Origin of the sequence: Paraburkholderia rhizosphaerae (assembly GCF_004366595.1) — a bacterium.
Classification (GTDB): domain Bacteria; phylum Pseudomonadota; class Gammaproteobacteria; order Burkholderiales; family Burkholderiaceae; genus Paraburkholderia; species Paraburkholderia rhizosphaerae.
The window spans coordinates 15261-38640 of record NZ_SORE01000034.1; the positions used below are offsets into that span (position 1 = coordinate 15261).

Genomic DNA, 23380 nt, shown 5'->3' on the forward strand with positions numbered 1-23380 from the left:
CACCCATTATTGACGAGCTAGACGGGCGTCGAACCCGTCGACTCGCAGACGTGCGGTACGCGACCCGAATCGCTTTCGATCACTGCCGCATCATTTTCACGATGGTCAGCGTGCCGTCCACATTCTCGACGTGAACTTTCACGTTATCGCCATCCTTGACGCTGTTGACCATCGCCGCGTCTTTTGCCTTGAAGGCCATCGTCATGGCCGGCATGCCGACGTTGGCGAGCGCGCCGTGCTTCAGCGTCACCATGCCGTTCGCCGCATCGACATGCTTGACCACTGCATCGGTCAGCGCCTCGTCGCGGGCGGTAGGCGCGTGGCTCATCGCGCCGTCGCGCATCTTCATGCCTGACATATCGTCGGCCAAAGCAGTGCCGCTTACAGCGGCCGTTGCGACCCACATGGCGGTCAGAATCATCGATTTTTTCATGGTGTTTCTCCAGTCTGGGTGTGTGGCACGGATGTGCCGATAGGGGACGATGGCACTCGCGTGCCGGTCGGGACTGCAAACGCTTTGGGTACTTCACGATGACGCGGCAAATGGCGGCGCTGCAGCAGCAACCATGCGGCCGGAATCACGAACATCGACAGCAGCGGGGCGGTGATCATCCCGCCGACCATCGGCGCGGCAATCCGTTGCATCACTTCGGAGCCGGCGCCATGTCCGACCATGATCGGAATCAGGCCGGCTAGCACGACCGCAACGGTCATCGCCTTGGGCCGCACGCGCAGCACCGCGCCCTCGCGGATCGCGTCGATCAACAAGGCTTCGGTGAGCGGCTCGCCCGCTCTTAGCCGGCGATTCAGCGCCTCCTTCAGGTACAGCAGCATCACCACGCCAAATTCGGCCGCGACACCGGCCAATGCGATAAAGCCCACCGCGGTCGCGACCGATATCGCATGGCCGAGCATCCAGATCAGCCAGAATCCGCCGACCAGTGCGAACGGTACCGTCGACATCAGCATCAATGCGTCGGCCGCCGAGTTGAACGTGAGAAACAGCAGCACGAAGATCACAACGAGCGTGACCGGAATCACCATGCGCAATCTGGCCGCCGCGCGCTCGAGATATTCGAATTGCCCAGACCACGCAATCGAATAGCCGGGCGGCAGCGTGACCTTCTGCGCGACTGCCTGCTGCATGGTCTTTACCGCTGTTTCGAGATCGACATTGCGGATATCGATGTAGACGTAGCCGGAAAGCCGCGCGTTCTCACTGCGAATCATCGGCGGCCCGTCCTCGATCGACAGATGCGCGACATCGCCGAGCGTGATCTGCGCGCCACGGTCGGTGACGACTGGCAACTCGCGCAGTTTTTCGATCGAGTCGCGCACTTCGCGCGGATAGCGGATGTTGATCGGAAAACGCTCGCGACCTGCGATCACTTCACCGATGTCGTCTCCGCCCACGGCGGTCGACACGACATCCTGGATATCGCCGACCGCGAGGCCGTAGCGCGCGGCGGCTTGCCGGTCGATGTCGACGTCGATATAGCGCCCGCCGTTCAGCCGTTCCGCGAGCGCCGACGTGACGCCCGGCACGTCTTTCACCGCTGCCTCGACCTGCGCGGCGACCTGGTCGATGGTGGTCAGGTCCGGGCCGGAAATCTTCACGCCGACGGGCGTTTTGATGCCGGTCGACAGCATGTCGAGACGGTTGCGGATCGGCGGCACCCACACGTTCGAGAGGCCGGGCACCTGCACTGTGCGGTCCAGTTCGTCGACCAGTTTTTGCGGCGTCATGCCGGGCCGCCACTCGCTGCGCGGCTTGAACTGGATCGTCGTCTCGAACATCTCGAGCGGGGCCGGGTCCGTGGCCGTATCGGCGCGGCCCGACTTGCCGAATACCGTCTCAACCTCCGGTACCGTCCTGATCAGCCGGTCGGTCTGCTGCAGCAGTTCGGATGCCTTCGACGCCGAGATGCCGGGCAGGGCGGTCGGCATGTACAGCAGGTCGCCTTCGTCGAGCGGTGGCATGAATTCGCCGCCCAGATGCGAGACTGGAATGACGGTGAGCGCGAGCGCGACGGCTGCAAGCGCGATCACGAACCAGGGGCGCCGCAACGTCCCGTTGAGCAGCGGACGGTACAGCTTCACCAGCACGCGGTTGAGCGGATTGCTGGATTCGTGCGGAATACGGCCGCGAATCAGATAGCCCATCAATACCGGCACGAGCGTGACCGACAGGCCCGCCGCCGCCGCGATCGTGTAGGTCTTCGTGAACGCCAGCGGCGAAAACAGCTTGCCTTCCTGGCCTTCGAGCGAAAACACCGGAATGAACGACAGCGTGATGATCAGCAGCGAAAAGAACAGTGCGGGGCCCACTTCGGCGGCTGCGGTCGCGATGACTTCCCAACGCTGCGCGGCATCGATCGGCTCGCCCGGATGATGATGCTCGTACGCTTCCAGATGCTTGTGCGCGTTCTCGATCATTACGATCGCTGCGTCAATCATCGCGCCGATCGCAATCGCGATGCCGCCGAGCGACATCAGGTTCGCGTTGACGCCCTGATAGCGCATCACGATAAACGCGGCGAGCACGCCCAGCGGCAGCGACAGGATCGCGACGAACGCGCTGCGCAGATGGAACAGAAACACCGCGCAGACTAGCCCGACGATGATGAATTCCTCGATCAGCTTGTCCTTCAGGTTGTCCACCGCGCGTTCGATCAGTTGCGAGCGGTCGTACGTCGTGACGATTTCGACGCCCGGCGGCAGCGATCGCTTGAGCTCCGCAAGCTTCGCCTTGACGCCTTCGATCGTGGTCAATGCGTTCTTGCCGGAGCGCATCACGATCACGCCACCGGTCACCTCGCCTTGTCCATTGAGCTCAGCGATGCCGCGGCGCATTTCGGGGCCGATCTGGATGCGCGCGACGTCGCCGAGCAAAACGGGTGTGCCCGCATCGTTGGTGCGCAGCACGACGTTGCGGAAGTCGTCGAGCGAATGCAGGTAGCCCGATGAGCGCACCATGTATTCCGACTCCGCGAGTTCGACCACCGAGCCACCTGACTCCTGGTTCGCCTTCTTCAACGCATCGGCGACCTGTTGCTCGGTGATACCGTAAGCGCGCAGCCTGTCCGGATCCAGCACGACCTGATACTGCCGCACCATGCCGCCGATGCTCGCGACCTCCGACACATCCGGCACCGCCTTCAGCTCGAACTTCAGAAACCAGTCGTTGAGCGCACGCAGCTGGCCGAGGTCATGATGGCCGGTCCGATCGACGAGCGCGTACTCGTACACCCAGCCGACGCCGGTCGCGTCCGGTCCGAGCGACACGGTCGCGCCCGGCGGCAGACGGCTTTGCACCTGGTTCAGATACTCGAGTACGCGCGAGCGCGCCCAGTACTGGTCGGTCTTGTCATCGAACAACACATAGACGAACGCATCGCCGAACGACGAGTAGGCGCGGATCGTCTTCGCGCCGGGCACGCCGAGCAAGGTGGTGGTGAGCGGATACGTCACCTGATCTTCAATCACCTGCGGCGCCTTGCCCGGATACGACGCCTTGATGATCACCTGCGTGTCCGACAGATCGGGCAGCGCGTCGAGCGGTGTTTCATGCAGCGAAACCACGCCCCATGCGACGACGAGCACCGTGGCCAGCAGCACGAGAAAGCGGTTCTGTATCGACCATCGAATGATGCGCGCGATCATTTGGCGCCTCCTGCCGGTTCGACCTTCGTGAGCTGGTAACCGTCATCCGACTGTTTGAAGACGAAATGCACGGTGTCGCCGACTTTTACGCGCGCGAACGCGTTCGGCGCGGGCTTGTTGAACGACATCGTCATCGCGGGCCAGCCGAGCGCGGGAACCGGCTGATGCGAGAACGTCATGCCGGTGGGCGTGATCTGCTCGACCTTGCCGATCGTGTCGTAGGTGGGAGCGGCGGCAGTGGCGGATGCCGAAGCCGCACCGGAGGCGGTCGCGGCGTCTGCCGCGGTGCCGGTCATTGAACCCATTGCGCCCGACGCACTCATTGCACGCGCTGCCGACGCACCTTCAATTCGCGGCAGCACTGACTTGAGACTCGCTTCCGAGTCGATCAGGAACTGGCCCGATGCGACCACGCTGTCACCGTCGTTGAGGCCGCTCAGTACTTCGGTTTCGTTGCCGACGTCGTGGCCGATCGTGACCGTGGCAGGCTGCAGCCGTCCGTCGCTGTTCCTGACGATCACGAGCGAGCGCTTGCCGGTGGTGATCACCGCTTCAGACGGCACGAGCAGGCGCGGTACCGCTGTCGCGCCGCTCACATGGACGCGCATCAGCATGCCGGGTGTGAGCCTGCCATCGGCGTTGTCGATCTCGAGCCGCGCCTGTAGCGTGCGGCTCGTCGTGCTGATGCCCGGCAGGATTTCGCGGATGCGGCCCGTGAAGTGCCGCGTCGGATCTCCGCTAAACGTTGCATCGACGCGCATGCCGGGCCGCGCGTCGAGCGCGAGCGACTCGGGAATCTCGACGATCAGCCATAACGTCGACAGGCCCGCGATTTTCGCGAGCGTCTGTCCGGGCGTCACCATTGCGCCATCGCGTACGTTCAACTCGCTGACGACGCCGTTTTCCGGCGACGTCAGCACGATATGCGTCTGTGCGTGGCCGGTGCGATCGAGACTTGCGATTACGCCATCGGGAATCGACATCGCACGCATGCGCGCGCGTGACGCCTGCAGCAGCGCGTCGTCCATCCCTCCGTGCTTGAGCGACAGATATTCCTCCTGCGGCGCGAGCCAGTCGGGCACGAACAGCGACGCGATCGGCGCGCCCCTCGCGATGCGCTGCATCGGCGCGCTGGCATACAGGCGGTCGATATAGCCGTTGACGCGCGACTGCACGACGTCGGCCTGCGATTCATCGAACTGCGTGGTGCCGATCGCATCGAATCCTTCCGCCGTGTCGCGCCGGTGCACGGTCGCGTAGCGGATGCCGAGATCCTGCTGCAGGCCCGGATCGATGTGTACGCCGTTGTTGTTGCCGCCTTCGTCCGCGTAGACAGGTTGCAACTGCATGTCCATAAAAGGCGATTTGCCCGGTTTGTCGAAGTGCTGGTTCGGCACCATCGGGTCGTGCCAGTAAAGCACCTTGCGGCCGCTCCGCGGGCCGGCCTTGTCGCCCGGCGCGGTAGTGGACGTGGTAGCTGCCATCGACGCAGGCGCAACGGCGTGATGCGTGCCGATGACATACCCCGCTGCCAGCAGGGTCGCGCTCACAAACATGCAGGCGACAGTCTGTACGAGTCGTTTTGTGTTCATGTTTATCCTTATTGGCCAGCGGACGCGATCACTTCCGGCGGCAGTACCTGATATTCAAGCCCGGCCCAGACAAGCGAAACCTGTCGCTCGAGCGTGAGCACCTGAAGCTGCGTTTCGAGCTGCCTGTGCCGTGCGTCGAACGCATCGGCGAGCGTGCCTGTTCCGGACCGATAGGCGGCGTTGGCCAGTTGCACTTGCTGTTCGGCGGCGGGTAGCACGGTCTGCCGCAGGTTGGCCAGCCGCTCGCGGCCGCTCGAAAGCCTGGTTGCGAGAGTCTGGATACCGGCCATGACCTGCCGCTCGAGGTCTTCGTAGTTGAGCCGCGCCTGTGTGCCCATCTGCGATTTCTGCTCGACGTCGCGGTCTTCGAGATTTTTCCGGTTGATCGGCAATGGAATCGACACGCCGAACGACACGTAGTCGGAGAAATTTCCGCCGCGTTTGAAATAGGTGAGCCCCCACGTCCAGTTGGGATTTCTGTCGCTGCGGGCCACGTCGGTCGCCGCATCGGCAACGGAGATCGCCGCGCGTGCGGCAATCAGGGACGGCTGTACCTGATCGAGCTGCTCTGCGCTCATGCCCGACACGGGCGACTCGAGCGGCGGTATCGCGTCGGCGACTTCGAGCACATTGCCGGCCGCAGTCCAGCGCGACAGATCGATCAATGCGGCCTTTTCATCCTGCTGCGCGTCGATCAGCGCATCGCGCGCATTGCCGAGCGTCACGCGCGCCTGCGCGATATCCGTTGCGCTTCCTTGCGCGCCGCGGTACGACGCCTGCCGCGCCGCGAGTTCGTCGTTCAGGTGATCGACGAGCGCCTGGTTCAGCGCAACGGCCTTCTTCGCGTAGACGGCGTTGAGCCACGCGATCGCAGTCTGCTGACGGACTTCGGCGAGCTTCTCCAGATAAGTCGTCCGGTCCTGGTCGACGGTGCGATTGGCAAGCGCCGTGCGTAGGCGACGCTTTGATGACGATACCCACTCCTGCTCGATGCCGATGCCGCGCATCGTGAAGTCGTCCTGGCCGATTGTGAATGCCTTTGATCCGTTGATCGGCAGATCCTCGACGCTCAGCTTCAAGGTCGGATTGGGTAGCTGTCCCGCCTTGACGACGACAGCCGAATCACCGCGAACGGCGGCCTGGGTGGCCTCGATCGACGAAGAGCGGTCCTGCGCGACCTGCAGCGCCTCATTAAGTGTCATGCCCGTGCCCTGCGCCCATGCGGCAGGTGTGGCGAACATGACGAATGCCGCGAGTGCGACAACGCGCAACGCGACGCGCCGGCTGCGCGGCGGCGAAAATGGGAAAAGCATGTGAACCCCGAATGGTCGAGCCTACGCCGTGCGCGAGCAGGCGTAGCGGCTCACGTCCTGAGTCAGGACGAACGTCACCGCTTTGGGGCGGTGTGCCAGAGGATCGGAGTTACAGGGACCGAGGAGGTCGCCAGAGTCCATCCGGCGCGCGGATGGAAAGCGACTGCGAGTAATGGAAGACCATGCGATTGTCCGGCGCCGCGGGGCGTACGACGGTTTCGCTGGCGCTGGGATAGTAGAGACTGCCGAACTGGCACTGAGCCGTCATCTTGCAGAATCCGGCCTTTGATGACTTGCTGTGCGGTGACGGCTTCATCGAATCGCAACCCGGCATTGCATCGGACATGCTGCTGTCATCCTGCGTCGCGACAGACCGCTGCATCGGGCACTCGCCGGTCAGGCCGGTCGCTGCCAGCCCCGTGATGGGCAGCATCGCGCACAGCAACAACAGGAAGAGCGTCCGGATGAATTTCATGGCGGCAGTCGAGCGACGGGACATTCTAGCGGGTTTGCAAAATCTGCGCGTCGCTCGATCGCAGGATCCCATGCGTTGTTCTCATTGGCCAGCCCTGGCTCACCCCTCGGGGCAGGGAACTGGCCGCGTCAGCAGATCCACGTAAAAATTGAAGAAGCGCGTGTTGTCGAAGCGCTTGACCACGGTTGCACGCTGCAGACCTGGCCGCGGATTGGCGTAGCCGGTGGAATGCCCAACGTTTGCACCAGAGCTCGAATCGATATCGATCCAACATTGAACCGTGTCGGTCGCGAACGTCGGGTCCACGAGATACGCGAGTGTCAACGTATCCCAGACGCACTCCGAGTATTCCGGATCGGTCTCAAAGCCATGCTTCCCATCGGATCCATAGCCGTTCAGTTGCCTGAATAAGTGCGTGATGATCGTCTGCTTGTTCTGATCGTGCGCGATGCGATCGTAGACACGCTTGTCCATCTTGACAGTATCCGTTGCGTCGAGAGGAATGACCACGTGGTCGATCGGCAAACGCAGGACCGCTTGCGCGGCTTGCGGGTCGAACCACCAGTTGAATTCCGCCGTCGCTGTCGTATTTCCCGGTACGTCTATCGCTCCACCCATATAAATAACCCGCTTGATCAGCGGCACGATCTCCGGGTGTTGACGAGTCGCAAGCGCCAGGTTGGTAAGCGGGCCTACCGCGAGGATGGTTATCTGGCCAGCATGTCGATGAACGGAATCGGCGATGAATTCAACGGCGCTTTTGCTTTGCACCTGGACGCTAGTCGCGAAGCCATCGGGCGGTGCGATCAGGTCATGATCTGATTTCGGCTCGGGCGATGTCCATGCGCCAAGCCATCCGTTGCCACCAGGATAGGTTTGCCGCTCCTCCTGGACGGCCGGGAAATCGTGAGACAGCGGCAGATTCGCTCCGGCGTACACCCCGATGCGATCCGCCATTCCGACGCGTTCGACTGACTTTAACGCGTCCGCGACACCTTGCTTGAGCCACTGATTGCCTGACACGACGGTGATACCGAGCAAATTGATCGAGCCTTGAGCGTGCAGCTGACAAGCCATCACGCCAAGTTGTCCGTCGTCGCCCAACGTGGTGTAGTCGCTATCGATGATGACTTTGGGGATCGTATCTGTCTGCATGGTGTTGCTTGCGCAGGTTGTGAGGGCACGGGATATGCCCGGCAGAGTTTAGAAGAAAGTGACCGTCACGCGCGAGCAGAGCGTCAATCGACCGCATTGAACTGGCCATGCTTTTGGTATACAGAAACGCCGGAGTCTTGGTTCTTATATTTGTGTGATCGAAGGATCAAAATTCAGCGATCAAGACAGTGCTACCCGACCACGTTCCTTCGTCCAATCCTGACCGCACGTCACGCAAAAATAGCTGCATTTCGCGCAATGGTAGCGATTTTTCACGAGCGTTGGTTTCGCCTGCGCATGACTGTAGTGAAGTCGTGAAGCGGAAGTTTTGAACAACCGGTTCCAGATCGGCCCGGCAAACCACTTGTCGCGGTTGAAAGCGAGTATCGGCCAAGGGCTGCCTTGCTACGTCGCGCGAAGTCTCCTTCCCGAAGTTGATCTTCCCTGTTTGCGCCCGCGTGTTACCGGGCTTCGCCGAGGCAAAGGTCGACGATGGTGACGTACACATGTACCGCGTAGTGGAAGGCGGTACGAATCGCCCCGCGCGAGGCGTCCGGTAACTCCGAACGCGAGCAAACGGAATTTACTGCCGTGTTGGCGCTTTTCTTTTTTGACAGCGCCGACAAGGACCGACCACGTCGATCAAGCAAACGTTTAGCGATTTCGCGATCTGACGCAGCGCGCGCGGAGTTCGTCACCGCCCGCATACAGGGAGCACATCGAGGGGAACACGTCGCGGAAACACGTCGCGGAAACACGTCGGGCGCCAGATCTGAGCAGGAGCTCGACCCGCCCGGTTGCTACTCGATCGGCGACGCAATAGTGCGCAACACGTTTCAATTGATACGGAGATGTTCGAATGACTGCTGAGACTATCGCTTCGAGCCTGCGAATCTTGCTCCCACGCCTTTGGTCATTCGCTTTCCGTTTATCTGGCACGTCCGGTCTTGCTGAGAATCTGACGGGTCGCACATTGATCCGCCTCGCGGGTCTGGCGGACATATCGTCAAACGAGAGGATTACGCCAGCCCTGGCTTTGCGGGAAATGTACGCCGCATGGAAATGCGACCTGGGAGGCACTTGCTTCCAGGCTTGCGAGCAGGAATCTTTGCCCGATGTGGCAAACGTCGACGCGGACCACAAAGAACTTGTCAATGCGGTGCTGTCTTTGTCAGGTCTGGAGCGCGCTGTCGTCCTGCTGGTACACCTTGAGCAACTGAGCCTGTGGGATATCGCGTCGATCACGAACGAACCCGTCAGCCGTGTGTTGAATGCACTGTCCATGGCGCACTTCAAGGTCAGCCGGTACGTGAATGCCAGACGCAGGGGCGACCGGCGCCGCGACAGGAACCACCACGTAAGACCGTCCGTTCTCGGTGAAATTGAGGATGCGCTGAGTAACGGCCTTCGTCCAAGCGAGCTTGCGAACCGCGAGAAAGATGGCAGCATCCGGTGATGGGCCGAACAGAATGTTGATTTTTCGGTTCACGCGAAAAGCCCGGAAGCGTTGCCAGGACATGTCCCTGGGCGCCTCCGGGCCTGGCACTACGTTCGCATCGGGTGAATCCTTCCAGCCACCGGAGAGGGTCGATGCGAACCGATAGCGTTCAGATCGAGCCCGCTGGCGCAACAGCGGGAAAGTCCTTCTCGGGATCGAATACGTTGTTGAAGAAGTTCGTCAGCGAATACATGGCCACCAGCGAAATGATCTCCATGATGTTCGCGTCGGTGTGGCCTGCATCACGGACCGTCTTCAGATCGGCGTCACTGACCTTGCCACGCGTCTCGATCACCTTGCGCGCAAACTGGACGGCGGCGTCGCGCTTCGGGTCGGTAGCATGTCCCTTCCGGGCGAGAATGATTTCATCTGCCGGCAGCTTCGCCATGTGCTCGGCGGTAAAGCTGTGCACCGTCAGGCAGTAGTTGCAGCCATTCACTTCGGAGACTGCGAGGCCGATACTGTCACGCGTCTTCACGTCGAGCGCTTTGCTTAACGAGCCAAGCAGAGTCGCCCATGCGTTGAACGCGATCGGGCTTTGCGCGAAGGTCGCCATCATATTCGGCGTGAACCCGATATTTTTGGTGAACGCGTCGAGCGTCGGTTTGGATTCGGCCGGTACGTGGTCCGGTTTTACAGTCGTAGTGGTCGACATTTCAATCTCCGTAAGTAACAGATTTCACTGCTTGGGGAGGTTCATGCGGGAACCCCCTCGGGTTACTTCGCGCCCCGGAAACCGGGTCGAAGGGGAGGCATCCAGGTGAGAGGTCTTTGCGGTTGACTCCCACTTTGAGGCTGCCTGGTTGCTCAAGGCCATCGCTACCGCGGAGCACTTAGACGAGATCCAGCACTTCGTCTACCGGACGGCGCGGCTTCTGTGCCCAGTTTCCCGGACGCTCCGCGCCGACCGACAACAGCAGCACCGGCACTTCGTTCTCGCGCAGGCCGAACTCGCGTTGCACGGCTTCGGCATCGAAACCGATCATCGGCGTCGAGCCCAGGCCCAGCGAGCGGGCCGCATAAATCATCGCGGCCGCGCCGAAAGTGGCGGTGCGAACCGCCTCGTCGCGCCGGCGCTGCGGGTACGCCATATACAGATTGCGTGCGGGGATTTCCCACTCCGGTACCATCTCGGCCGGCATGACCCCCGCTTTCACCAGCGGCGCCAGGCGATCCGGTATGACGCTGGAATCGGCCAGCTGGCCGACGATGATGAAGGTCACGGCCGCATCGGTGATCGCCGGCTGGCTCCACGCAATCGGACTTAGACGGGCTTTGGCTTCTGCTGTGCGCACGGCAATGAAGCGCCAGTTCTGCATGTGAAACGAGGTCGGCGCGGACGTGCCGATTTGCACGAGATTGCGAATTTCGTCGTCGCTCAACGTGGCGTTACGGTCGTAGTACTTCGCGGCGCTGCGGCTCAGGATGTTTTCGATAACGACGTTAGAGGTGATGTTTTCGCGCTTCATGGTGTTCCTCGGTGTAAAGGGAGGGATTCGGTACTTGAGCTCTCGCTCGATGCAGAGTCGCTGTCGTTCAACGGGCCGGGCGAGACCTGAATGGGTGATGCGATGCACGCCCGGCAATGCGACTTACTCGACAGCCGGAAAATCGACGTCGGTGCCGTTGATACGATTGAAGGTATTGGTGAAGATGCCGAGCGCCATGGTCAACGCGATCTCTGCCAATTGCGCATCGGTGTAGCCGGCCGCGCGGATCGCGTTAAACTCGTCGTCGCTGATCGTGCCGCGTGTGGTATGCAGGTGGGACACGAAGCGCACCAACGCATCGCGTTTGGCGTCGCCGGTGGGCTGCTCCGCGCGAACGGCACGCAACACATCTACTGGCAGACCTACGAGTTTGCCCACGAAGCTGTGCGCGGCGACACAAACGTCGCAACCGGTCTTCTCACTGACTAACAGCTTGATGATTTCGTGCTCCTGCCGGCTCAAGCCGCCCGAGTTCAAGGTGCCCTGGGCGTCGAGCACCGCACCCAGAGACGCCGGAACAAGGTAGCCCAACGCGGCGTACGTATTGGGGACGCGGTTACCGGAGATCTTCTTGACCCGCGCGTAGATATCAGCAGTGGCGCCGGTGGCGGACGTGACATCGGGAATCGTGATTCGGCTCATGGTGGAACTCTTCATCAGTGGCGTGGAGTCCCCACTTTAGGCCTACCCGGTATCAAGTTCGAGACTGAATCTGCTCAACAAATATCGCAAAAGGATCAAAACGACGCCGGCAATCGGTCGGTCTTTTGCGAGTAGAAACGGCCGTTTCGCGTGCACTCCGCTGACATTTCACCGATGCTTGACACCGGAAGCGAAGCGATTAACTAGTCGCTACGGCTTTCGCGCGCCAGACGGCGCCATCGGCCCGGTCTCATTCCCGTCCACTCGGCAAACACGCGTCCAAAGGCCGAAACGGATCGATAACCCACGAACTCGGCCACTGCCTCGGTGGTCACCCCCGGCTTCTTTAGCTCGTTGGCGGCGAGGCTCATCCGGATGTCAGTCAGCAGTTCGACGGCCGAGAACCCCAACTTGTCCTGAAAGTGGCGCATGAAGGTGGCGCGTGACATGCTGCATAAGTCGGCCAGTTCAGGCAGGTTCCAGGGCCGCGCGGGATCGGCGAACATCGCTGATATGGCCGGCGCGAGTCTTGGATTGCCGACGAGCGCCAACAAGCCCGCCGGGGCCTCTTCGGATTCGCTCGCCGCGCGCAGGACCAGCGTAAACAGCGCGGAGGAAAGGGCGTTGAGAATCGCGTATCCGCCCAGTTTGTCGCTAGTAAATTCCTCGCGCATCAACCCGACGAAACTGGCCAGATGGTTCGAAGCAGACCCGCTACCGGTTTCATGATGGCCTTTCATCGTCCGTACCACGAGATTCGTGGGCAGGTAATTGTGAATCAGCCGATCATGAGGCGGCCCGATGAGAAATCGCCCGCACAGCATGTCCAGGTGCTCGCCCTGACCGTCGTTCTCGCTGAACGTCAATCCGGCAGGATCCTGGCGTTCTTGAGTCGGTCCAGGCGTATGTCCGCTGCCATCGTGCAGCACATGCGCCGACCCGTGAGGCAGCAGCACGATATCGCCCTCTATCAGTTCCCTGGCCGTCTCGGTCTTCGGATCCTCGATAATCGCCCGACCCTTGAGCACGACGTGATACGGAATCTCGTGCGCCCCCGACTGAGGCCAGGTCACCCGCCAGGGCGCCCCGTACGTGCAGCGGATCTCCGGTCGGCCAGTGATGGCGATCATTTGCACGAGATGGCTTAGCCAGTCGGATCCAGACATAGGTCTAAAGGAGCGCGAAACGCTCAAGCATCGTGTTGATGTGCATACGGTCGTACGCGTTTCTTCGCTCCGGGGCCGGGGTGCCGGGACACGTGGCGCGCACTCGCCCGGAAAACGGGACGGCAAACGGTTCCGTTGCGCTCGCGGCGCCGTCAAGGAGGCTGCTTGCCGGTCGGGCTACGCTGGGCAGCCCTCCATCACGGTCTATCCACGATCGCGGAGCATAGCGATGTGCAGCGTCGAGGCCAGCGCGCGGACCGTACCCGCGCGTCAGTCAAATCGTTTCCAGTAGTGGATGAAACCGGAGCGATCGGCGACGCGGTCGTAAAGTTGCCTCGCGTTATGGTTAGATTCCTGCGTCAGCCAGTACACACGGAACGCTCCGCGACGTCTTGCATCCTCATAGACGTGATCGATCAACGCGCGCCCGATGCCGCTCCCACGTGCATCCGGCGCGACAAACAGGTCGTGAAGATAACAGTCGTCGGCCGTGGCCCAGGTGGATCGATGGTAGATCGTATGCGCAAGCCCTAATGCCTGTTCGCCCACCATCGCAAGCGCTGCATGCATCGGCTGGACCGGGTCCAGCAAGCGCGCCCAGGTCTCGAGCGTCACGGACTCCGGCAGGTCCACTTTATAAAATCGCTGATAGTTTTTCCACAGCGAAAACCACGCATCAAAATCGCTGCGATCAATGACCTTGATCTCCACGGACTGCATAGCATTCTCCAGAAACACGTAACCTGCTGACGTCAACGCACTACGACTTCTTTTCCTGCGGCTCCTTGACCATAAGCCACGATCCCCTCACGGATGCGCCGAGCAGACACAGTGAAGCCGCAAGCAAAACGAGATCTTTAAGAAGAAACTGGCCGGGCGCAGCTGAAATTGCCGGAAATCCACCTGCCGTCGGCTCTGCCACACCCGGCGTGGTCAAGAAGAAGCTCAGCGTGAAGAAATAGGTCATCGCGGACATCGCCGCGCCCAACGCGGAAAAGAACGGCTTGAATGCCCCGATAATGAGCGCAGCCGCAGTCGATAACTCAAGCACGCCGATGACTCTACTCGCGCCCCTGACGCCGAACGCGGCATGGAGCCAACTCATGAACGGGCTGTGTGCGATGAACGGAGCGATACCATTCGCTTCATACGAGGTGAATTTCATTCCCCCAAACCACAGAAAGATAACCACCAGCGCCCACCTGAGCAGACCGAGCATATACAGAGATCCAGCACTCCTTTCCGCAATCTGCAGGCGAAGATGATTCGTACTATTGGTCATTCGCGATTCCTCATCCAGGTAAACCATATATGCCTCTCTTAATAAAAAACGTCATGCCTTGAAAGCCTTGATCTGTTTTCTCATCGATCTATCGGATTACCCGGGGGGATGGGTAAGGGCCTCGCCACCGGTATCAACAAAGAACATCGCAAGCAGCTTCGCCGTTTCCGTCTTGCTCGCGTTGCGGCTAACACGATGAAGAGCGCCAGGCTCCCCAAAAAAGCCTTCCCCCGCTTGATAGACCCGCTTCGGCCCATCCTTCACTTGCGACTCGATAGCGCCCGATACGACGTGGGCGTAGATGAATGTCGAGTTCGCATTCTCATGAGGTGGCGAGTCGCCACCGGGCGCATAGTCGATGACCACGACGGTCAACGACTTGCCGGGAATGTTGGGGAAAAACAATTTCATGCGTCGATAGCCTGAAAGAGTTTGTCGAACGTTTTCGCCTAAAGTCGTATTCCTCGTCGTCCGACATGGAAGCGACAATGTCGCGCTGAACGACCCGCTACCGTTGCGAAGACCGCCAGATCGCCGGGTATTGGCCGAAGGCGACTCTGCACGATGCATCGAAGGACACCGGCAAGGCCGTTCGCGCACGTCAGCACGATCGGATTGTGGTCAGGCGCTTGCTCATCGGCTTACTCCTTGACGCACAACATTACCTGGTTGGAGTGGTCAGCGTCTTGTCTTCAGTATCCACCACGAACACCGCGAGCAGCTTCGCGGGTTTCGTCTTGCTCGCATTGCGGCTAACACGGTGAACCGAACCAGGCTCCTCGAGGAAACTTTCGCCTGCGTGATACACCCGCGCCGGGCCGTCGTTGACCTGCGACTCGACAGCACCCGATACGACGTACGCATAGATGAAGGCGGACTTTGCATGCACGTGCGACGGCGATGTGCCGCCTGGCGCGTAGTCAACCACTACGGCAATCAACGATTTGCCGGGAATGTTGGGAATAGCGTGATTAAAAGTAGGCGTGACCGTTTGGCCGGAGCCGTCCGCCATGGCCGGCAACGCCGCGCTGAGCGCAACGGCCGTAAGGGAAGCACGGATGACAGACCTCATGTTCATGAGCATGTTTCTCCTTTAAACCCCGTATTAGTGATTTTTGGCTCGCAAGCGGACTCGGCCGGTCCGATCGACACGCCGCAAATGTCTCGCGGGCGCGCCTAAACGATTGCCCCGCTCAACGAACTCAAGTCCGTATCGCCGCACCGGAAACCTGACCAGCCCGTAGAAGCGTTCAGACTGATTGGCATGATCCCGACCACGTTCTGCGGAAATCTGACTTGCTTGTCAACGCGTCGAGCGTCGATTGCGAGGCGACCAGCACTGCGTCGCCTCGCGGTGGTGATACGGATCATTTGCGGTCTCCGGTTAACCTTCGACGTGGGGCCCGCACAATCGATTTTAAGATACAGACGACCGTTATTCACGGCGCAGGAAGTACATAGTTGCTATACCTCCGTATGTGCGGCAACGCGTTGAAAAAGGCGAACCTTGGGCCCAGCGGCCGCGTGTCCATCTTGAGCGAGCATCCGCCGCGCGATGAACCTTGATGGTGAACCGGCTGTCCGCCCGCGAAGAACTACAGACGATCAGTCCGTACAGCACAAACTTTGCCAGTCGCTGTCGCCTCTTACGCGCTCCTATCGCTGACATTCCACGGAATGCGGTAAGGTATCCATCGTATTTAGACCATCCGGACGGATTCAACTGTATGCGCGCTTCATCTTCGTCGAATATCCCCGGTTTAAACGTATTGCGTTCATATACCAATGGAACGTTGACCGCAATTCTCATATCTCATTTAATCAAGTCGTCTTAACGATGGCTGTCGGTCACGTCAAAAATACAATCACCAGGAGATAGTGCAGAAATATGAACTTCCGCGTGCTGTCTCGCTCTGGTTAGTCCTGTTCAAGCAGGTGGCGACCGGACCCATTAGCCATGCATATACGTTCCCTGACCTGTTCTTCATGATAAGGATACCGACGGATTACTTCCGGCCAGACGCGTCCTGTCGGGTCCGCTGGGGCAACCTGGGTAACTTCCGGTGACCTTGGCACTCGATGTCGAGCGGACCCATCCCTTCGACGTTTCCTGAGAAGCGAGCGAAATCACTCGCGTACGTGAATCTGCCTTTACGAATAGGAATACGTATGAAAAGCGAAGTTCCGATGACCAACGCCGTCATCGAATGTATTCTGAGTCGTACCGCAGCCAAGTACTACGATCCGTCTGCCACCTTGAGCGACGACGAGATCCGCGATCTCGTGCGAATCGGTACCACTGCGCCGACATCCTTCCATCTGCAGAACTGGCGCTTCATCGCCGTACGCACACCTGAGGCCAAAGCGCGGCTGCTGCCGATCGCCTGGAACCAGCCGTCGATCACGGATGCCGCGGTTACTTTTATCGTCTGCGGCCAGCTGGCCGATTCCAGCGTGATACCGGATCGCCTCGCGCCGCTGGTGAAAGCGGGTGTGATGCCGGCAGCGATGGTGCCGGAATGGGAAATCCCCGCACGCGATCTGTATATGGCGTACCCGCAGCGGCAGCGCGACGAAGCTGTGCGTACCGCTACCTTCGGTGCGGCGGCGATGATTTATGCGGCGCGCTCGCTAGGCATGGGTTCGACGCCAATGATCGGTTTCGATGCCGAAGCCGTGCACCGCGAGTTCGGGCTGGGGGAGAACGAAGTGCCGGTCTTGCTGTTGGCCGTGGGACCGGAACGTCCAGGAAACTGGGCGCAGAAACCGCGCCGTCCGGTGGCCGAAGTGCTGGATCTCGTATAGATGCATCGTTGCGACAGCGGTAGCGTCGAATGACGAGGCTGCAACGCGGGAGGCGATCGCAAGATACCTCCCGCCTGAAGGCCTGGGCCGGTTTCGATGAGCGAGACATACACGATCGTCGATACACGGGTCACGCGCAGAATTAACCGTATCGTTGCGCGTCCGGCATAAGCGGCGAATTCAAACGGATTGCGGCTTCCGTCTCGAGCATTGACGCGCACATTCAGCGTTCCTGCTGCGACACGTGTCGTATCCTCAACCTGTCAACGCGCCGCGGATCGATCCGGCCTACCGCGCTCTCTCCACCGCCTCCGGTCATGCATGATTCGACAGCCGAAGCCAGGATCATTCGATTCCCGTTGAATGGCACCTTGTAGTGAATGAGCGCCGGTTTGAAGACGGCATCGCCCGGTTGAATGTCGAGACCTGTAGCCGCGCAGTGCGAGTAGCGACTGGCCCGCGATATACGCCATGTCTGCTCGCCATAGACACCGGATCGCGAGTCGCTCCAGCGCACCGCTATTGTGCTAAGGGTCAGTCTGTCGACAATCTCTGCGTTAAGCTTTGTCGTATGCGCGCGGGGCCTATCGGCCTCGTCGAGCAGTGCGCCGCACGCGTGGATCTTCGCCCACTTCCTGTGGAGCCGCGCGCGGATTTCCTCGACAGTCTGCGCCGGTCGAACAACCAGGTCCACGAGCGCTCGCTCGATGAGTTCGTCTTTGCTCATCCGGCCCATGCTTCCCTCCTGTGATAGTCACCTCAAGTTTCCGCCGGCCTCGCAGGAAGTCATGTCGAGCGACTCATTCTCTACTTCTATGATTATTCGTTACCGTACCTACGTGCATCGTTTGATCTCGACGGACGGCCAGGAGCCTTGTCGTCCATTACGCCACGATCACTCGACATAGACAACCAAACGAACGTATTGATTTCCATCCGGCGGTATGTTCTTCCAGGAACGTCGCGGCGGGTTTTCCTGCCGATTGCCAGCGTGTTGAGCAACGCGACCGCAAAGCGCACGAATCGGACAAAATCTCTTCGCAGATGGCGAGAGATTCAATAACTGAGAAGCCTTCGTATAGTGATTCATCTAAACAACGAACGAAAAGGTTCTCATCACTTCGAATCGGGTCATATATTCGATCTCTCGCTCATTCCATATCGGTTGATTGGTGAATTTTGCATATAGACGTACACTTGATATCGGATTTATTCGGTAACGCATATTCAAAATACCGTGAATGCGCTTATACCGGTGCCCGATTAAATGGCAACTAAAAATCGATACGAATGTATAAGCTCGGTCCGCTATGTGTGGAGTACTATCGTATTAGCCTCGCGTCCCTATTCCCACACGTCAATTGGCGACGGAGGCCTGCGGAACACGATTAACCAACGCGAGCCTTGCATCGCTGTTCAAGCACGTCCCGCCTCCTGTTCTCTAGAGCGCAAGATGATCGTAGTCATAGACGACGACACGTCAGTTCGCGAGGCCGTTGAAAATCTCATCGCCTCGCTGGGCTTACCAGTCAGGAGTTATAGTTCTGCGGAGCAATTCCTCGCGGCAAGCGATCTTGATTCAGTTGATTGCGTGGTGACCGATATCCAGATGCAGGGAATGAGCGGCATGCAATTGCAGAATTATCTGTGTGCGATTCGGTGCCGGGCGCCTGTTATTCTGATGACTGCCTATTTCGACGAGAACGCGCGGCGCGAGGCGATGGCCCGTGGCGCGGCGGCGTACCTGGGGAAGCCCTTCAACAGCGCTGAGCTGATCGGACATATCGAAAGGGTGTTGTCATCGCGCGAATCGCCGTGATTTCCGCTGGAACGGCTCACCTATGCTGTCGCCACTTTGTCCCGTCTTCACTAACCGCAGACCGGATATCCAATCCTGATAGTTATTTGGGCGTACGTAGGTTGATAACAAAAAACCAGAGGCCATAAGGCAGAGTTCCGCTAAGTGCATCATTTCTGCCTTGTCCGGTTTAATCGACAAACGTATTTAACTGCCACGGCGCGGCATTCAAAACAGAATTCTCAGTTATTTACAATGAATCGAATCGACACGATTTAAAATCGGACGAATGGCGACTCTATTGGGACTTTCTGATTCGAGGCGCCCTATAAACTCGTTTCATCATCCATCGCCGCTTCTCCGCTGATGTGCTTCCGCACAGGTGCGCACGGGGTGGTGAGGTGCTCTGCACACTGTCGTATAGGAGGCAAGCGTGGCAGCATCTGCGATCGGATCGGGCGATCAGCTTGCTCCGATAGTTTTTGTTATCGACGACGACGATTCGGTTCGAGAAGCGCTTCAGGAGTTGTTATTGTCGGTGGGCCTTCGTTCGAAGGCTTTTGCGAATGCCGAGGAATTTCTCGAATTCGACGGGAGCGACACGGGCGGGCAGTTAAGCTGTCTGATCGTCGATGTCCGCATGCCCGGGATCAGCGGTCTTGACCTGCAAAGCCGCCTCGTGGAAAAGAACCGCGCACGGCAGATCATTTTCATGTCGGCGTTCGGCGATGTGGCAATGACAGCGCGGGCGATGAAGGCGGGCGCGAGGGACTTCCTGCAGAAGCCATTTCGCGATCAGGACATGCTCGACGCGGTAGTCGGCGCGCTGGAATACGACCGACGGATGCGCGCGATCGAGGAATCGCGCGACACTGTGCAAGAACTTTATCGTTCTCTATCTCCTCGCGAGCGAACGGTGTTGCGAATGTTAGGCGATGGACTCACGAACAAGCAGATTGCAGCGAAACTTTGCGTGAGCGAAATCACGGTCAGGGTCGGCCGCCGGACTCTGATGCAAAAGATGAAAGCGCGCAACTTCGCGCAACTGATCAAGGTGGAGAGTCTCACGAGGGGATTGGTGGGCCAGACAATCCCAACCTCATACGATGGAGGCGCAAGCGAAGTGTCTAATGGTTTTTTGCCAGGATTCGTACGTTTCTTGCGCGACCACCCGGAGTGACACCAAGCTTGGCTAGCGCATGTGTGCGCTGATGAACGGTCTATCGTCGGCGCGTGAGGATTGGATAATTGAAATGCGCGCGCTGAATTTCAGGCCGCGTAGAGATTCACGCCATTCGATTTTGGGCGACACGCTTTGACGATGAACGAACGCATTATGCCGATGCGGCGACCTGCGGGAAGCGGGTCGGCTACTCGCCGAAGGTTTCGGGGTTCGGTCCGAGGCGCTGGTCGCGATTCAACGTCGCGATTGACGCCATGTCATCCGCGTCCAACGTGAAGTCGAACACATCCAGATTGCTTCGAATGCGGCTCGGCGTCACGGACTTCGGGATGACCACGAACTGATTGTCGAGATGCCAGCGAATAATGACCTGTGCTGTCGTTTTATCGTGCTTTTCAGCGATTCGCTTGATCTCGGCATCGGCGAGCGCGAGGTTCTGTGCCAGCGGGCTCCATGCCTCGGTGAGAATGCCGAGCCGGTTGTGGGTCTCGCGCATCTCGCGTTGCTGCATGTACGGATGGAGCTCAATCTGGTTGATGACAGGCGGGACGCCGGTCTCATCAACCATACGTTGCAGATGCGCCGTGGCAAAGTTGGAGACACCGATTGAGCGTGCCAATCCCTCACGCCGCAGCTCGATCATCGCTTGCCAGGTTTCGACAAACTGGTTTTTCTGGGGAATCGGCCAATGGATGAGCAGAAGGTCTACGTTATCCAGCTTCAGTCGCTGAAGGCTTTTCTGAAGCGCTGGCCGAACGTTGTCTTTCCCGTGCGCGTCGCTCCATATTTTTGTCGTGACGAAGACGAGATCGCGCGGCACGCCGCTCTCGCGGAGCCCAGCGCCCACGCCTTCTTCGTTCCCGTATATGGAAGCGGTATCGACGTGACGATAGCCCGCCAGGAGCGCCTCGCGCACCGCCACCACCGTATCCTGAGGGCTCGCGCGCCAGACACCGAGGCCAAGCTGCGGAATGGTATGGCCATCGTTCAAAATGAGCTTATGTGAACTGTTCACGGTATTTCCCTTTGCGATTAATTTCAATGCGGCATTGCGCAGTGTCGATGCCGCCTAAGATGGCGCAATCAAGCTTGCTTCCGCGCGTTGCGTAACCACGCGTCCAGATTAAGGTGGCCGAGTCGCGCGCCGTCTGATGGCACGAGCGATTTGTCATCCAGTCGGCCGCCGAAATATCGCGCGTCGGGATCGTCCACGACCTGCCGCGGGTCGCCAATAGACTTCAAATACCGCGCGATCATTTCGCTGAACGGCGCTCGTTCCGGGCCCGCGATCTCGACGATTCCGTTTCGCGGGTGGGCGAAGGCCAGCTCAGCGACCGCGGCAGCAACGTCATCGGCCGCGACAGGCTGAAACCGGCTCGCCGAGAGCCTGACGACGCTTCCATCCGTGCTCGCATCGGCGATGCCGCCGAGGAATTCGAAGAACTGTGTCGCGCGGACGATGGTGTACGGAATTCCGGAAGCCTCGATCAGTTTCTCCTGGGCGATCTTCGCTCGGAAGTAGGCCTGGTCCGGTACGCGGTCGGTGCCGACGATGGATAGCGCGATATGGTGCCGAACGCGCGCTGCGGCCTCGGCCGCGAGCAGGTTGCGTCCGGACGTCACGAAGAATTCCATCACCGCGTCGCGGTCTGGTGACGGCGCGTTGGAGACGTCGATCACTGTTTGCGCGCCGGTCATGGCTTCGCTGAGTCCTTCGCGGGTCATGGTGTTGACGCCACATTTGGGCGACGCTGCGACTACATCGTGCATGCCGCTCTGGCGCAAAATCGCGACAGTCTTCGCGCCAATCAGGCCCGTGCCGCCGATTACGACGATTTTCATGGTTTGCCTCCTTCGTCAGTTGCCGTCACTAACAGCCCGCGCTGCACGGCGGGACGCGCGAGACCGCGACCGAACCACGTCTGCACATGAAGAAAGTTGTCGAAGCCGACGAGCTCCCGCGCTTCGTAGAAGCCGATCAGGTTACGCACCCAGCCGAGCAGTGAGATGTCGGCGATGCTGTAGTCCGCGCCCATGACCCATTCATGGTCCGCGAGCCGTTGGTCGAGAACGCCGAGCAGCCGTGCCGATTCACGCACGTATCGGTCGAGCGGCCGCTTGTCCTCATAGTCTTTGCCGGCGAATTTGTTGAAGAAGCCGACCTGACCGAACATAGGCCCGACTCCGCCCATTTGCCACATCAGCCACTGGATCGTTTCATACCGCGTGTTGGGATCGCTCGACAGGAACCGGCCGCTCTTGTCGGCGAGATAGATCAGGATGGCTCCCGATTCGAACAACGCCAGCGGTCGGCCGCCTGGCCCGTCGGGATCGTAGATCGCCGGAATCTTGCCATTCGGATTGAGCGCGAGGAAGGCCGCGTCATGGTTCTCGTTCGCCATGATGTCGATGCGGTGCGGCTCGTACTCGAGGCCTGTCTCCTCGAGCATGATGCCGACCTTCACTCCGTTAGGCGTCGGCAATGAAAAGAGCTGGAGCCGATCCGGCTGCCGCGCCGGCCAGCGCGTGAAAATGGGATGATTGAGTGTCACTGTCTTCCTCGTGGACTTTTCGGCTCATGCAAAAAGCCCGGAAGCGTTGCCAGGACATGTCCCTGGGCGCCTCCGGGCTTGGCGTTACGTTCGCATCACATCAGAGCGCCTGGAAACCGCGAGATGAGCGATGCGACCGGAAAGAGCTCAGATTGATCCGGCTGGCGTAACGGAGGGAAAGTCCTTTTCGGGATCGAACACGTTATTGAAAAAGTTCGTCATCGAGTACTGCGCCACCAGCGCGATGATTTCCATGATGTTTGCGTCGGTGTGACCCGCATCGCGGACCGCTTTCAGGTCGGCGTCACTGACCTTGCCGCGCGTCTCGATGACCTTGCGCGCAAACTGGACCGCGGCATCGCGCTTCGGGTCGGTCGCATGACCCTTGCGGGCGAGAATGATTTCATCGGCCGGCAGCCTCGCCATGTGCTCCGCCGTGTAGCTGTGAACCGTCAGGCAGTAGTTGCAGCCATTCACTTCAGAGACGGCGAGACCGATACTGTCACGCGTTTTCACGTCGAGCGCCTTACTCAAGGAGCCGAGCAGCGTGGCCCATGAGTTGAACGCAATCGGGCTCTTCGCGAAGGCCGCCATCATGTTCGGCGTGAACCCGATGTTTTTGGTGAATGCATCGAGTGTCGGTTTCGATTCGGCCGGCACCTGGTCCGGCGTGGGCAGCGCTATTCTGGGCATCGTATTCTCCGTAAGTTACAGGTTCCACAAATCGGGGGGAGTGCATATGGGAGCCTTCCCCCGGGTTACCTGG

The 23380-nt window shown here is 59.8% G+C and carries 23 protein-coding genes; 4 read left to right on the forward strand and 19 right to left on the reverse strand.

The window, feature by feature from the left end:
• Positions 1-79: 79 nt before the first annotated feature.
• The 6 genes from BX592_RS30050 to BX592_RS30075 all read right to left on the reverse strand — a co-directional run bounded on the left by BX592_RS30050 (position 80) and on the right by BX592_RS30075 (position 8198).
• Positions 80-433 carry a copper-binding protein gene (locus BX592_RS30050; RefSeq protein WP_134196934.1) on the reverse strand — a complete coding sequence of 118 codons (354 nt, stop codon included), beginning with the start codon at positions 431-433 and terminating at the stop codon, positions 80-82.
• Positions 430-3663 (reverse strand): efflux RND transporter permease subunit, encoded by a 3234-nt coding sequence (locus tag BX592_RS30055; RefSeq protein ID WP_134196935.1) that lies wholly within the window; start codon positions 3661-3663, stop codon positions 430-432. The genes BX592_RS30050 and BX592_RS30055 overlap by 4 nt, the downstream gene beginning before the upstream one ends.
• Positions 3660-5255: an efflux RND transporter periplasmic adaptor subunit gene (locus BX592_RS30060; RefSeq protein ID WP_134196936.1), complete on the reverse strand. Its 1596-nt coding sequence runs from the start codon at positions 5253-5255 to the stop codon at positions 3660-3662. The genes BX592_RS30055 and BX592_RS30060 overlap by 4 nt, the downstream gene beginning before the upstream one ends.
• Positions 5256-5263: 8 nt before the next feature.
• Positions 5264-6568, reverse strand: a complete 1305-nt coding sequence (locus tag BX592_RS30065; protein ID WP_134196937.1) for a TolC family protein — start codon at positions 6566-6568, stop codon at positions 5264-5266.
• Positions 6569-6677: 109 nt separating this feature from the next.
• The gene (locus BX592_RS30070; protein ID WP_134196938.1) at positions 6678-7043 is read right to left on the reverse strand and encodes a hypothetical protein; all 366 of its coding nucleotides are present in this window, start codon (positions 7041-7043) and stop codon (positions 6678-6680) included.
• A gap of 99 nt (positions 7044-7142) precedes the next feature.
• The gene (locus BX592_RS30075; protein WP_134196939.1) at positions 7143-8198 is read right to left on the reverse strand and encodes a nucleoside hydrolase; all 1056 of its coding nucleotides are present in this window, start codon (positions 8196-8198) and stop codon (positions 7143-7145) included.
• 859 nt (positions 8199-9057) lie between these two features.
• On the opposite strand from BX592_RS30075, the gene BX592_RS30080 reads away from it, so the two are divergent.
• Positions 9058-9654: an RNA polymerase sigma factor gene (locus tag BX592_RS30080; RefSeq protein ID WP_134196940.1), complete on the forward strand. Its 597-nt coding sequence runs from the start codon at positions 9058-9060 to the stop codon at positions 9652-9654.
• A 151-nt stretch (positions 9655-9805) separates the two neighbouring features.
• On the opposite strand, the gene BX592_RS30085 is transcribed toward BX592_RS30080, so the two are convergent.
• From BX592_RS30085 to BX592_RS30120, 8 genes are all read right to left on the reverse strand, one after another.
• Complete coding sequence (locus BX592_RS30085) at positions 9806-10351, reverse strand: carboxymuconolactone decarboxylase family protein (RefSeq protein ID WP_134196941.1); 546 nt, start codon at positions 10349-10351, stop codon at positions 9806-9808.
• A 178-nt stretch (positions 10352-10529) separates the two neighbouring features.
• Positions 10530-11165 (reverse strand): nitroreductase family protein, encoded by a 636-nt coding sequence (locus BX592_RS30090; protein WP_134196970.1) that lies wholly within the window; start codon positions 11163-11165, stop codon positions 10530-10532.
• Between the two features lie 123 nt (positions 11166-11288).
• Positions 11289-11828: a carboxymuconolactone decarboxylase family protein gene (locus BX592_RS30095; protein ID WP_134196942.1), complete on the reverse strand. Its 540-nt coding sequence runs from the start codon at positions 11826-11828 to the stop codon at positions 11289-11291.
• Positions 11829-12031: 203 nt separating this feature from the next.
• A complete protein-coding gene (locus tag BX592_RS30100) occupies positions 12032-12994 on the reverse strand; it encodes an AraC family transcriptional regulator (RefSeq protein ID WP_134196943.1) in 963 nt (320 codons plus the stop codon).
• Positions 12995-13264: 270 nt separating this feature from the next.
• Positions 13265-13714 (reverse strand): GNAT family N-acetyltransferase, encoded by a 450-nt coding sequence (locus BX592_RS30105; RefSeq protein ID WP_134196944.1) that lies wholly within the window; start codon positions 13712-13714, stop codon positions 13265-13267.
• 40 nt (positions 13715-13754) lie between these two features.
• Positions 13755-14276 (reverse strand): YkgB family protein, encoded by a 522-nt coding sequence (locus BX592_RS30110; protein ID WP_134196945.1) that lies wholly within the window; start codon positions 14274-14276, stop codon positions 13755-13757.
• 96 nt (positions 14277-14372) lie between these two features.
• Entirely contained in the window at positions 14373-14687 is a 315-nt protein-coding gene (locus tag BX592_RS30115) for a cupin domain-containing protein (RefSeq protein WP_134196946.1), read from the reverse strand.
• Positions 14688-14937: 250 nt separating this feature from the next.
• A complete protein-coding gene (locus BX592_RS30120) occupies positions 14938-15354 on the reverse strand; it encodes a cupin domain-containing protein (RefSeq protein ID WP_134196971.1) in 417 nt (138 codons plus the stop codon).
• Positions 15355-16463: 1109 nt separating this feature from the next.
• Between BX592_RS30120 and BX592_RS30125 the strand changes: the two genes are divergently transcribed.
• A complete protein-coding gene (locus BX592_RS30125; protein WP_208327999.1) occupies positions 16464-17081 on the forward strand; it encodes a nitroreductase family protein in 618 nt (205 codons plus the stop codon).
• A 223-nt stretch (positions 17082-17304) separates the two neighbouring features.
• Here BX592_RS30125 and BX592_RS30130 read toward each other — a convergent pair whose 3' ends face one another.
• Positions 17305-17808: a DUF3331 domain-containing protein gene (locus BX592_RS30130; protein ID WP_166676509.1), complete on the reverse strand. Its 504-nt coding sequence runs from the start codon at positions 17806-17808 to the stop codon at positions 17305-17307.
• A gap of 726 nt (positions 17809-18534) precedes the next feature.
• Here BX592_RS30130 and BX592_RS30135 point away from each other — a divergent pair.
• Together BX592_RS30135 and BX592_RS30140 are read left to right on the forward strand one after the other, a co-directional pair.
• Positions 18535-18900: a response regulator transcription factor gene (locus BX592_RS30135; RefSeq protein WP_166676510.1), complete on the forward strand. Its 366-nt coding sequence runs from the start codon at positions 18535-18537 to the stop codon at positions 18898-18900.
• A 412-nt stretch (positions 18901-19312) separates the two neighbouring features.
• Entirely contained in the window at positions 19313-20059 is a 747-nt protein-coding gene (locus BX592_RS30140; protein WP_243849804.1) for a response regulator transcription factor, read from the forward strand.
• A 190-nt stretch (positions 20060-20249) separates the two neighbouring features.
• Here the strand turns inward: BX592_RS30140 and BX592_RS30145 are convergent, their stop codons facing one another.
• From BX592_RS30145 to BX592_RS30160, 4 genes are all read right to left on the reverse strand, one after another.
• The gene (locus BX592_RS30145) at positions 20250-21077 is read right to left on the reverse strand and encodes an aldo/keto reductase (protein WP_134196949.1); all 828 of its coding nucleotides are present in this window, start codon (positions 21075-21077) and stop codon (positions 20250-20252) included.
• A 68-nt stretch (positions 21078-21145) separates the two neighbouring features.
• Entirely contained in the window at positions 21146-21904 is a 759-nt protein-coding gene (locus BX592_RS30150; RefSeq protein ID WP_134196950.1) for an SDR family oxidoreductase, read from the reverse strand.
• A complete protein-coding gene (locus BX592_RS30155) occupies positions 21901-22614 on the reverse strand; it encodes a glutathione S-transferase N-terminal domain-containing protein (protein ID WP_134196951.1) in 714 nt (237 codons plus the stop codon). Before BX592_RS30155 ends, BX592_RS30150 begins: the two co-directional genes overlap by 4 nt.
• Positions 22615-22761: 147 nt before the next feature.
• Entirely contained in the window at positions 22762-23307 is a 546-nt protein-coding gene (locus BX592_RS30160; protein WP_134196952.1) for a carboxymuconolactone decarboxylase family protein, read from the reverse strand.
• Positions 23308-23380: the final 73 nt, after the last annotated feature.

Bases quoted from the DNA above. Each gene is read 5' to 3' on its own strand.
- BX592_RS30160 (WP_134196952.1), bottom strand. From the start codon at position 23,307: ATGCCCAGAATAGCGCTGCCCACGCCGGACCAGGTGCCGGCCGAATCG.
- BX592_RS30065 (WP_134196937.1), bottom strand. From the start codon at position 6,568: ATGCTTTTCCCATTTTCGCCGCCGCGCAGCCGGCGCGTCGCGTTGCGC.
- BX592_RS30120 (WP_134196971.1), bottom strand. From the start codon at position 15,354: ATGAACATGAGGTCTGTCATCCGTGCTTCCCTTACGGCCGTTGCGCTC.
- BX592_RS30050 (WP_134196934.1), bottom strand. From the start codon at position 433: ATGAAAAAATCGATGATTCTGACCGCCATGTGGGTCGCAACGGCCGCT.
- BX592_RS30110 (WP_134196945.1), bottom strand. From the start codon at position 14,276: ATGACCAATAGTACGAATCATCTTCGCCTGCAGATTGCGGAAAGGAGT.
- BX592_RS30060 (WP_134196936.1), bottom strand. From the start codon at position 5,255: ATGAACACAAAACGACTCGTACAGACTGTCGCCTGCATGTTTGTGAGC.
- BX592_RS30130 (WP_166676509.1), bottom strand. From the start codon at position 17,808: ATGAGCAAAGACGAACTCATCGAGCGAGCGCTCGTGGACCTGGTTGTT.
- BX592_RS30125 (WP_208327999.1), top strand. From the start codon at position 16,464: ATGACCAACGCCGTCATCGAATGTATTCTGAGTCGTACCGCAGCCAAG.
- BX592_RS30150 (WP_134196950.1), bottom strand. From the start codon at position 21,904: ATGAAAATCGTCGTAATCGGCGGCACGGGCCTGATTGGCGCGAAGACT.
- BX592_RS30100 (WP_134196943.1), bottom strand. From the start codon at position 12,994: ATGTCTGGATCCGACTGGCTAAGCCATCTCGTGCAAATGATCGCCATC.
- BX592_RS30115 (WP_134196946.1), bottom strand. From the start codon at position 14,687: ATGAAATTGTTTTTCCCCAACATTCCCGGCAAGTCGTTGACCGTCGTG.
- BX592_RS30095 (WP_134196942.1), bottom strand. From the start codon at position 11,828: ATGAGCCGAATCACGATTCCCGATGTCACGTCCGCCACCGGCGCCACT.
- BX592_RS30090 (WP_134196970.1), bottom strand. From the start codon at position 11,165: ATGAAGCGCGAAAACATCACCTCTAACGTCGTTATCGAAAACATCCTG.
- BX592_RS30085 (WP_134196941.1), bottom strand. From the start codon at position 10,351: ATGTCGACCACTACGACTGTAAAACCGGACCACGTACCGGCCGAATCC.
- BX592_RS30105 (WP_134196944.1), bottom strand. From the start codon at position 13,714: ATGCAGTCCGTGGAGATCAAGGTCATTGATCGCAGCGATTTTGATGCG.
- BX592_RS30135 (WP_166676510.1), top strand. From the start codon at position 18,535: ATGATCGTAGTCATAGACGACGACACGTCAGTTCGCGAGGCCGTTGAA.
- BX592_RS30075 (WP_134196939.1), bottom strand. From the start codon at position 8,198: ATGCAGACAGATACGATCCCCAAAGTCATCATCGATAGCGACTACACC.
- BX592_RS30080 (WP_134196940.1), top strand. From the start codon at position 9,058: ATGACTGCTGAGACTATCGCTTCGAGCCTGCGAATCTTGCTCCCACGC.
- BX592_RS30070 (WP_134196938.1), bottom strand. From the start codon at position 7,043: ATGAAATTCATCCGGACGCTCTTCCTGTTGTTGCTGTGCGCGATGCTG.
- BX592_RS30055 (WP_134196935.1), bottom strand. From the start codon at position 3,663: ATGATCGCGCGCATCATTCGATGGTCGATACAGAACCGCTTTCTCGTG.